This is a genomic window from Ruegeria sp. BA12 (genome assembly GCF_056539625.1).
Window position 1 is genome coordinate 484,600 of record NZ_JBQFVF010000002.1, and the last position, 9,522, is coordinate 494,121.

6 protein-coding genes and 1 pseudogene are annotated in these 9,522 nt (G+C 57.7%); 4 read left to right on the forward strand and 3 right to left on the reverse strand.

Translation table 11 applies throughout. The features are described from left to right. Positions 1-13: 13 nt before the first annotated feature. Complete coding sequence (locus ACR0B0_RS07980; protein ID WP_480647198.1) at positions 14-1,111, reverse strand: cupin domain-containing protein; 1,098 nt, start codon at positions 1,109-1,111, stop codon at positions 14-16. Then, positions 1,080-1,778, reverse strand: coding sequence for a hypothetical protein (locus ACR0B0_RS07985; RefSeq protein ID WP_170349320.1), 699 nt, complete (start codon positions 1,776-1,778; stop codon positions 1,080-1,082). Before ACR0B0_RS07985 ends, ACR0B0_RS07980 begins: the two co-directional genes overlap by 32 nt. Positions 1,779-1,958: 180 nt before the next feature. Between ACR0B0_RS07985 and ACR0B0_RS07990 the strand changes: the two genes are divergently transcribed. From ACR0B0_RS07990 to ACR0B0_RS08000, 3 genes are all read left to right on the forward strand, one after another. Beyond that, positions 1,959-4,232: an NADP-dependent malic enzyme gene (locus tag ACR0B0_RS07990; protein WP_480647200.1), complete on the forward strand. Its 2,274-nt coding sequence runs from the start codon at positions 1,959-1,961 to the stop codon at positions 4,230-4,232. A gap of 431 nt (positions 4,233-4,663) precedes the next feature. Next, a complete protein-coding gene (gene prpE / locus ACR0B0_RS07995; RefSeq protein ID WP_480647202.1) occupies positions 4,664-6,553 on the forward strand; it encodes a propionate-CoA ligase PrpE in 1,890 nt (629 codons plus the stop codon). A 94-nt stretch (positions 6,554-6,647) separates the two neighbouring features. Next, positions 6,648-8,087: an amidase family protein gene (locus ACR0B0_RS08000; RefSeq protein WP_480647204.1), complete on the forward strand. Its 1,440-nt coding sequence runs from the start codon at positions 6,648-6,650 to the stop codon at positions 8,085-8,087. Between the two features lie 258 nt (positions 8,088-8,345). On the opposite strand, the gene ACR0B0_RS08005 is transcribed toward ACR0B0_RS08000, so the two are convergent. Further along, a complete protein-coding gene (locus tag ACR0B0_RS08005; protein ID WP_254438711.1) occupies positions 8,346-9,107 on the reverse strand; it encodes an NAD kinase in 762 nt (253 codons plus the stop codon). A 168-nt stretch (positions 9,108-9,275) separates the two neighbouring features. Here ACR0B0_RS08005 and glyA point away from each other — a divergent pair. Then, positions 9,276-9,522 (forward strand): annotated as a pseudogene (glyA, locus tag ACR0B0_RS08010) (serine hydroxymethyltransferase); the annotation flags it as partial.

Below are 9,522 nucleotides of genomic sequence, written 5' to 3' on the forward strand. Positions count from 1 at the left end.
GGCCAAAATACTCTTAGTCCAGCGTTGTGTTGAACGTACCGGGCAAGGTGACCTCAAGCAGTTCAATATCCTCGGACGGGTCGGACAGACGTGTGCGCATGCCGGGTGGGATGACAAAGGCGTCGCCCTGCTCCAGCCGATAGGGATTACGGCCTTCGCCCTCCAACGTGACCTCGCCCCCCATGACAAAGGTAAAATGGATATCGGTGTTGTGTGCAGCCCAAACCGGATCACCCTGCCCCTTGCGCACGACCTGCACCCCGGCAACGCCTTTGGTGTTCTCGGCAATCGTTGTGTCGCGGCAGATAAAACCCGGCAGGCGGAACGGGGCCCATTCGGCCCCTTCGGCCTGATTGAAGACAAACCGTTGACCCTGCCATTCCCGGTCAGGGCGGTAATGGGGCGTGGGCAGGTCCATTTCATGATCAATTTCGGTGACGTGTTCTGCGGGGACACCAATTTCGATCACCTGCACATTGTCCGAGGCCTCAAGCACGCGGTGGCGGATTTCAGGCGGCTGGATAAAGCAATCGCCCGCGGTCAGGCGCATCTTGTCGCCTTGATCCTCATAAACCACATCCACCCATCCGTGGATGCAGAAAATCAGCTGAAAACCGACCTTGTGAAAATGCACCATGTCCGGCACTGGCCCGCCGTCAGGAATGCGGATATGGCTGGCGATGATCGATCCGCCCAACCGGTCTGGCACCAAATCACGGTAGTGCATTCCGGCCCGCCCGATGATCCACGGGGCCTGATCCTTGAGCCTGCGCACCACGAAAGAATGCACCGTTTCCGGCATGACCATTGGCGGGTTCAACTCATCAATCTCGATCCGTGTGCCGTTCGGGGCCACCAGATTGCGCTGGCCACCTGCAAATTCATCCGGGTTGTCTGTCAGGATGCGCAACGTGCCGGGGGACTCGGGCGCGTCTTTTTCGATCCGCACACGCAGGCCGTGGCCGGAAAACACGGCGGTGCGCGGATCGTCGGCGGGATAGATCATGTCCATCCGCATCCCCAGAACCTTTGTATAAAACGGGATGTCATTGCGCAGTTCCTGCGTGGGCAGGCGGATTTCAGCGCATGTCCGAGTTTGGGATTTGCTCATCTGATGTTCCATCGGGTTTGGATTTTGGCCATCCGATCAGAACGGCGGCCAAAATGCCAATCGAAAAGAACATCTCCAGCGTTTCTTCCAGCACGAATAGGCGAGTTGCCATGATGGTCGTCATCTGGTCACCCAAGGCGCTGCTGACCTCTTCCAGACCCTGCGCCACGACGGCACACATACCCGCCAGAAAGAACACCAGCAGAAATGGCGCCCGTTCTTTTAGTGCCCGCCACCCATTTGGCACTCCATGCCAGACGACCCCGCCCAGCACGATAACCGCCAGAATTACACGCACAATCGTCATATCCAGAAGAACATCCATCCCGTGCAGAATGAAGTACGGAACACTGTCTACGGCATAAATATCAGCCTCAAGCTCTCGTTCCGCCAACAGCAGCAGAACCACGCCGATGTATAACCGGCTGATCCCGCGATACCGTACCAATGCGGCGATACCAGCCACCAGCAATGCCGCGGCCGAACCCGTTTCGATCAGACCGCCTTCCTGGTTGAATGCCTCGGCCTGCCTCGGCCAAACTGAAATCGCACACAATACCAACACGGCCAGAACAAGGGCCGCGCGAAACGCGAAATGTTCAGTTCCAAACTTGCCGGTATTCAGCGATAAAGTCTTATCAACCTCGCCGTTTTCTTTAGAGCGCATGCTGTTATTCTCGGTCCAGAAGGGGGTGTGTTCGAAAGTCGCGGGAGTTTAAGTCTTTTGCCACGGAAAGCAACCACAGCGACAAAACGGCCTTGTTTGCCGAATTAAGTCGCACAACGTAGCCAAGCAGAAAAAAATAGTTTAAGGCTAAATCAAATTTGAAAACGGAGCTGAGACGCCATGTCCGACACACCCAGCCTGCGGCAGGCCGCGCTTGATTACCATGCCTATCCAAAGCCCGGAAAGTTGGAGATCAAGGCGACAAAACCCATGGCAAACGGCCGTGATCTGGCCCGCGCGTATTCCCCTGGCGTGGCCGAGGCCTGCCTTGAGATTAAGGCTGACGCGGCTGAGGCCGAACACTATACGGCACGCGGCAATCTGGTGGCGGTCGTCTCGAACGGGACAGCGGTTCTGGGGTTGGGCAATATCGGCGCGCTGGCATCCAAGCCGGTGATGGAAGGCAAGGCCGTTCTGTTCAAGAAATTCGCCGGGATCGACTGTTTTGATATTGAGGTCGATCAGCCCGACCCTGAAAAGCTGGCCGATATCGTTTGCGCACTGGAACCGACCTTTGGCGCCATCAATCTGGAAGACATCAAGGCACCCGATTGCTTTACCGTCGAGAAGCTGTGCCGTGAGCGGATGAACATTCCGGTCTTTCACGACGATCAGCACGGCACCGCCATCGTGGTAGGCGCCGCTGCCAGAAACGCACTGCACGTTTCAGGGAAGAAATTCGAGGACATCAAGGTTGTCTCGACCGGCGGCGGAGCAGCAGGGATCGCATGCCTTAGCATGCTGGTCAAACTGGGCGTAAAGCGCGAGAACATCTGGCTGTGTGACATTCATGGGCTGGTCTATGAGGGCCGCGCCGAAGATATGAATCCGCATAAGGATCAATTCGCCCAGAAATCCGACCTGCGCACTCTGGATGATGTGATTGGTGACGCCGACCTGTTCCTTGGCCTTAGCGGCCCTAACGTCCTTAAACCTGAAATGGTCGAAAAAATGGCCAAGCGCCCGATCATTTTCGCATTGGCGAACCCGACACCGGAAATCTTGCCACAAGCCGCGCGCGAGGTGGCCCCGGATGCCATCATCGCCACCGGGCGCAGTGACTTTCCCAATCAGGTCAACAATGTTCTGTGTTTCCCATTCATCTTCCGCGGTGCCTTGGATGTAGGCGCGACCGAGATCAATGACGAGATGCAAATTGCCTGCGTAGAGGGTATCGCGGAAATGGCCCGCGCTACCACCAGCGCCGAAGCCGCCGCAGCTTACAAGGGTGAGCAACTAACATTCGGGCCTGACTACCTGATCCCGAAGCCCTTTGACCCCCGCCTTGTTGGTGTGGTCTCTTCGGCCGTTGCCAAAGCTGCGATGAAAAGTGGCGTGGCCAAGCGCCCGATCGCCGATCTCGAGGCGTACAAAGAGCGCCTGAACCAATCCGTGTTCAAATCCGCCTTGCTGATGCGCCCGGTTTTTGAGGCCGCATCGGTCGCCTCGCGCCGGATCGTCTTTGCCGAGGGCGAGGACGAGCGGGTGCTGCGCGCGGCCCAGGCCATTCTTGAGGAAACCACCGAAACCCCGATCCTGATTGGCCGCCCCGAAGTGATCGAGACTCGTTGTGAACGGCTGGGGCTGGCGGTACGTCCGGGTCAAGACTTTCAGATCGTCAACCCACATGACGACCCGCGCTATTACGACTATTGGTCTTCGTACCACCAGATCATGCAACGCCGCGGCGTCACCCCAGACCAGGCCAAGGCGATCATGCGCACCAACAACACGGCCATCGGTGCCATCATGGTGCATCGCGACGAAGCCGACAGCATGATCTGCGGCACGTTCGGCGAATTCCGCTGGCATTTGAACTACGTGGAGCAGGTTCTCAACGATGGCGACTTGCGCCCCCATGGCGCCCTGTCGCTGATGATCCTGGAAGATGGCCCCCTGTTCATCGCAGACACCCATGTGCGGCAACTGCCCACCCCTGAAGAACTGGCCGAGACCACAATAGGCGCGGCCCGCCATGTGCGCCGTTTCGGAATCGAGCCCAAGATCGCCTTCTGCTCACAATCGCAATTCGGCAATCAGGCCGAAGGGTCCGGCAGGCGACTGCGCGATGCCATTGCGATCCTGGACAGCGAACCCCGCGATTTCATCTATGAGGGCGAGATGAACCTGGACACCGCTTTGGATCCGGAACTGCGCGACCGGATCTTCCCGAACTCACGTCTGGAAGGTGCCGCAAACGTGTTGATATTTGCTCATGCGGATGCGGCCAGTGGCGTGCGCAATATTTTGAAGATGAAAGCCGACGGGCTTGAGGTCGGGCCGATTCTGATGGGCATGGGGAACAAGGCACATATCGTGACCCCGTCCATCACCGCGCGTGGATTGCTGAACATGGCCGCGATTGGCGGCACTCCGGTCACGCATTACGGCTAGTTCGCCCCCGTCGAACCGGAGGTCAGTATAAAAGAGCCCTGTCATTGCTATGCGGTGCACAGGAAACGTTATGGTATTGCGACCAGTGTTGCAGATGCCATCGCGTCGCTTGATGCTGTGTCGCCGTGTCTTTCATACTAGGTACTTGCCAGAGACGGTCCAAGGGGCACGACCCTACGCCCCGTCAAAACGCCAGCCAAGTTGATTCCTGCGTAGCGCATGATTTGCATGGTAGAGTTTGCACATTTGCAAAACCGCTGAACGACTGCCAACAAACCTTTCAAAAGCACGTATTTTGCAAAAATTTGCATAGCAATGTGACCGAAGTTGCAAATATTTTGCGATAAACTGACGCGCCATCTGCTGCACGGCTTGCCCGGTTTGCTAAGGATGCCTAACACATTCCAAAAGCTGTGTTGGAGGAGGGCGCCATGGCCTATCAGGACGTATATGAAAGCTGGAAGAACGACCCAGAAGGGTTCTGGATGGAGGCCGCCAAAGGGATCGATTGGGTTCAATCTCCGACCAAGGCTCTGTTTGACGAGAACGCTCCGCTTTATGAATGGTTCTGCGATGCCAAGGTCAACACATGCTGGAATGCGGTGGACCGCCATGTCGAAAGTGGCCGAGGCGAGCAAACGGCCATCATCTATGACAGTCCCATCACCCACACCAAGCGCGAGATTTCATATGTCGAGCTGCGCAACCGCGTGGCCACGTTGGCAGGGGCATTGCGGGCGAAGGGTATCGAAAAAGGCGACCGGGTCATCATCTACATGCCGATGATCCCCGAAGCGCTTGAGGCGATGCTGGCCTGCGCCCGTTTGGGGGCCGTGCATTCAGTGGTGTTCGGCGGCTTTGCCAGCAACGAGCTGGCGGTTCGGATCGATGACTCCAGGCCCAAGGCAATCATCGCCGCGTCCTGCGGGATGGAGCCGGGCCGCGTGGTTCACTACAAACCGTTGCTGGACGGTGCTATCGACATGGCCAGCCACAAACCCGATTTCTGCGTGATCTTCCAGCGTGAGCAGGAAGTAGCGCAACTGATCGAGGGGCGTGACTTTAACTGGCATGGCTTCCAATACGGGGTCGAACCTGCGGAATGTGTGCCTGTGGATGGCAACGATCCGGCCTATATCCTCTATACCTCGGGCACTACCGGCGCACCCAAGGGTGTGGTGCGCCCCACCGCCGGTCATTTGGTGGCACTGAACTGGACGATGAAGAACATCTATGACGTCGACCCCGGAGACGTCTTTTGGGCGGCGTCGGATGTGGGTTGGGTCGTGGGGCACTCCTATATCTGCTATGCCCCGCTGATCCATGGCAACACCACGATTGTATTCGAAGGCAAACCTGTCGGCACCCCCGATGCGGGCACCTTCTGGCGGGTGATTTCCGAACACAAGGTCAAAAGCTTCTTCACCGCCCCTACCGCCATTCGCGCTGTCAAGCGCGAGGATCCCTCGGGTGAGTTGATCGCAAAATACGACCTGTCCAACCTGCGCGCCTTGTTTCTGGCCGGTGAACGCGCCGACCCCGATACGATCGAGTGGGCACAGGACGCGCTGAAAGTGCCGGTGATCGACCACTGGTGGCAAACCGAAACTGGCTGGACTATTGCCGGAAACCCGCTGGGGATCGAAGAATTGCCGGTCAAGCTAGGGTCTCCCGCCAAGCCGATGCCGGGTTATGACGTGCAGATTCTGGACGAAGGTGGCCATCCGATGAAGCCCGGCGAACTGGGTGCGATTGCTGTGAAGCTGCCGCTACCCCCGGGTACGCTACCAACCCTGTGGAATGCGAAAGAGCGGTTCAAAAGCTCGTACCTCAACCAATTCCCCGGCTACTATGAAACCGGCGATGCGGGCATGATTGATGAGGAAGGATACCTCTACATCATGGCGCGCACCGATGACGTGATTAACGTGGCCGGTCACCGCCTGTCTACTGGCGGGATGGAAGAGGTTCTGGCCGCCCACCCTGACGTCGCCGAATGCGCAGTGATCGGTGTTTCAGATCAACTCAAGGGTCAGATGCCAGTAGGCTTCTTGTGTCTCAACGCGGGTTGCGATCGCGACCACGGCGAGGTGGTGCAGGATGTGGTCAAGCTGGTGCGCGAAAAGATCGGCCCGGTGGCTGCATTTAAACAAGCCGTTGTGGTGGATCGCCTGCCCAAGACCCGATCCGGAAAAATTCTGCGCGGGACTATGGTGTCGATTGCCGACAGCAAGGAATTCAAAATGCCCGCAACTATCGATGATCCGGCCATTCTGGACGAAATCACCGTGGCTTTGAAATCCATCGGCTTTGCGCAGTAGACAAGCCTCGGGCGGCCTTTGGTCGCCCGCTGCACGGCTTTCCCTTGCAACCGGACACAAGGCCCCTACTGTCTGCTCAAGACAGTGAGGCCCCATGACACATACAGACATCTGGCGTCTGACCGCCACCGACCTGACCGCCCTGACCCGCAGTGGGGATCTGAGCGCCGAGGACGCGGTGCAAAGCTCAGTTGACAGAATGCATCAGGCCAACCCCGGCCTGAACGCAGTGGTCGAGGACTTGAGCGCCGAGGCGTTGGAGCGCGCACGCGCCCTTGATCAGAAGCGGACACAGGGCGCACAAACCGGTCCGCTGCACGGGGTGCCAGTCACAATAAAAATCAATGTCGATCAAAAAGGCCATGCCACCTCAAATGGCGTTGTGGCCTTGAAAGACGTGATTGCGCCTGATGATGCGCCGATTGTCCGTAACCTGCAAAACGCCGGGGCGGTGGTGATCGGGCGCACCAACACGCCCGAGTTCTCGTTTCGCGCTGACACAGACAACCCGCTGCATGGGCGCACGCAGAACCCCTGGGGTCGGCACATCTCGCCCGGCGGCTCGTCAGGGGGCGCAGGGGCTGCCGTAATGGCCGGGATCGGGGCGTTGGCGCATGGCAACGACATTGGCGGCAGCTTGCGGTTTCCAGCCGCCGCCAACGGTGCAGTTACCGTAAAGCCCGGCCTGGGCCGCGTGCCTGCCTGGAACCCAAGCCAACAAACCGAGCGCGGATTATTGGCGCAATCCATGTCAGTACAAGGGCTGATCACTCGCTCTGCTGCCGACCTTCACCTGTCGATGCCCAGCCTGATTGCAGCAGACCCGCGTGATCCGTTTCACGTCCCGATGCCTTGGCGCGGTGCGCCGATGGATGGCCCTATCAAGGTAGCCTTCACCAAAGACACCTTTGGCTATGCGCTGCATCCCGAGGTCGACAGGGCCCTTGACACCGCGCGCGATGCGCTGAATGACGCGGGCTATCAGGTGGAAGAGGTCTCGCCGCCGGACGTATTCGACTGTGGCCGAACCGGGTACCGTGCGCTGATGGGCGAAGTTTTGACCCTTTTGAAAAGCGATATCGAGGCCGCCGGATCTGAAACCATACGTAATATCTTTGACGTTTATTTTCAGGAGTTTCCGCCCATTCTCGGCACCGAACTGCTGCAAGTAATGGCAAAACGCAGCCACTATGCGCGGGAATGGTCGTTGTTCATGCAGGATTACCCTTTGGTCCTGTCACCCTTCCTGCCGCAGCCCTTCTTCAAACCTGACCGGGACACCGAAGGGCCAGAAGGCGTGCATGAGGTTCTGGGTTGTGCGGTCTATTCCTACGCAATGAACTTCCTGGGGCTTCCTGCCGCTAGTGTGCCCGCGCGTCTGGCCGAATTGCCGCAAGGGCCGCAACCGATCAATATCCAGATCGCTGCGCGTCAGTGGCGCGAGGACATGGCAGTTGACGCCGCCGCCGCGATCGAAGCGCGCGTGGGTCATATGTGCCTGCCGCTATGGCAAAATATGGAAGAGCGCACTTGAATACGCTCAATCACAAAAATAGACCCCGGGTTCTTGTACCCGAGGTCCGCTTGCTTAAATAAGCCCGGAAATCTGACAACGAGCGTAGCACCACCTACCCTCGCCGGCGCGAAAACTGCGCAATCATTCGAAAACGCCGTCTGGTGGCCACTCACTCCCACCTTGGCGTGTTCTCCGGGCAAGTTAAGATTACCAAAGGGTGAGTCAAACGCCTGTGAACTGGATCACACAAGTTCGAAAAAGTTCACTTTTGAGAGATCAGGTGAACTGCTCCGAGATCAAACGCTCTTCTAATCCGTGCCCGGGATCGAAAAGAATACGGTGTTGGATCGTGGGTTCCGAGCGAATCTCAACCCAGTCTATATCCGGAAAGGAAACAGAATCCGCGTCAGCCATGACTGGACGTTTATCCGCGTCCAGCACGTCGAAACGAACCTTCGCGATCTTGGGCAACAGGGCCCCACGCCAACGGCGTGGACGGAACGCGGCAATCGCCGTCAAGGCCAGAACATCCGACCCAATAGGCAATATCGGCCCGTGCGCCGAATAGTTGTAAGCCGTTGATCCGGCGGGCGTAGATAGCAAGGCCCCATCGCAGACCAACTCATCCATCCGCACCCGACCATCGACACTGATCTTCAACCGCGCGGCCTGCGGACCGGCCCGCAGCAGCGATACCTCGTTGATCGCAAGCGCTTCGTGCATTTTGCCGGATTGATCCATGGCCTTCATCGCCAGCGGATTGATCACCTCTTCTTCAGCCGCGGCCAAACGGTCCAACAAGTCGTCCTTGTGGAATTCATTCATCAAGAACCCGATGGTGCCGCGATTCATGCCATAAACGGGCGTGTCCAGATGCTGCATGTTGTGCAGCGTGTGCAACATGAATCCATCGCCCCCCAACGCGACCACTACATCCGCATCTCGGGGCGCTGCATTGCCATACCGTTTCACAAGGCTTTCCCGTGCAGATTGCGCCACTTTGACGTCGCTTGCGAGAAAGGCGATTCTCTTTGTCATCTTTTCCGGTTTCCGGTGTTGTACATTTGGTTCCGAAACAAACATACCTTTCCCCAATAGGCCAGACTTGACGCCGTAGCGGGCCAAATCGTCGCTTTACAGCTTTTGCATATGAATCGTTTCCGATAGGAAATCCGCAAGATTCTTACCCAGCCCTGTGGAGCCCCAATGAACGCTAATCTTCGTGATACCGGTTTTTTCACCCAATCCCTATCCGACCGTGACCCTGAGCTTTTTGGTTCGATCACATCTGAGCTGGGCCGCCAGCGCGACGAGATCGAGCTGATCGCGTCCGAGAACATCGTCTCTGCCGCCGTGATGGAAGCGCAGGGCTCGGTGATGACCAACAAATACGCCGAAGGCTATCCTGGTCGGCGGTATTACGGCGGCTGCCAATTCGTTGATATCGCTGAAA

Bases quoted from the DNA above. Each gene is read 5' to 3' on its own strand.
- ACR0B0_RS07980 (WP_480647198.1), bottom strand. From the start codon at position 1,111: ATGAGCAAATCCCAAACTCGGACATGCGCTGAAATCCGCCTGCCCACG.
- ACR0B0_RS07985 (WP_170349320.1), bottom strand. From the start codon at position 1,778: ATGCGCTCTAAAGAAAACGGCGAGGTTGATAAGACTTTATCGCTGAAT.
- ACR0B0_RS07990 (WP_480647200.1), top strand. From the start codon at position 1,959: ATGTCCGACACACCCAGCCTGCGGCAGGCCGCGCTTGATTACCATGCC.
- prpE (WP_480647202.1), top strand. From the start codon at position 4,664: ATGGCCTATCAGGACGTATATGAAAGCTGGAAGAACGACCCAGAAGGG.
- ACR0B0_RS08000 (WP_480647204.1), top strand. From the start codon at position 6,648: ATGACACATACAGACATCTGGCGTCTGACCGCCACCGACCTGACCGCC.
- ACR0B0_RS08005 (WP_254438711.1), bottom strand. From the start codon at position 9,107: ATGACAAAGAGAATCGCCTTTCTCGCAAGCGACGTCAAAGTGGCGCAA.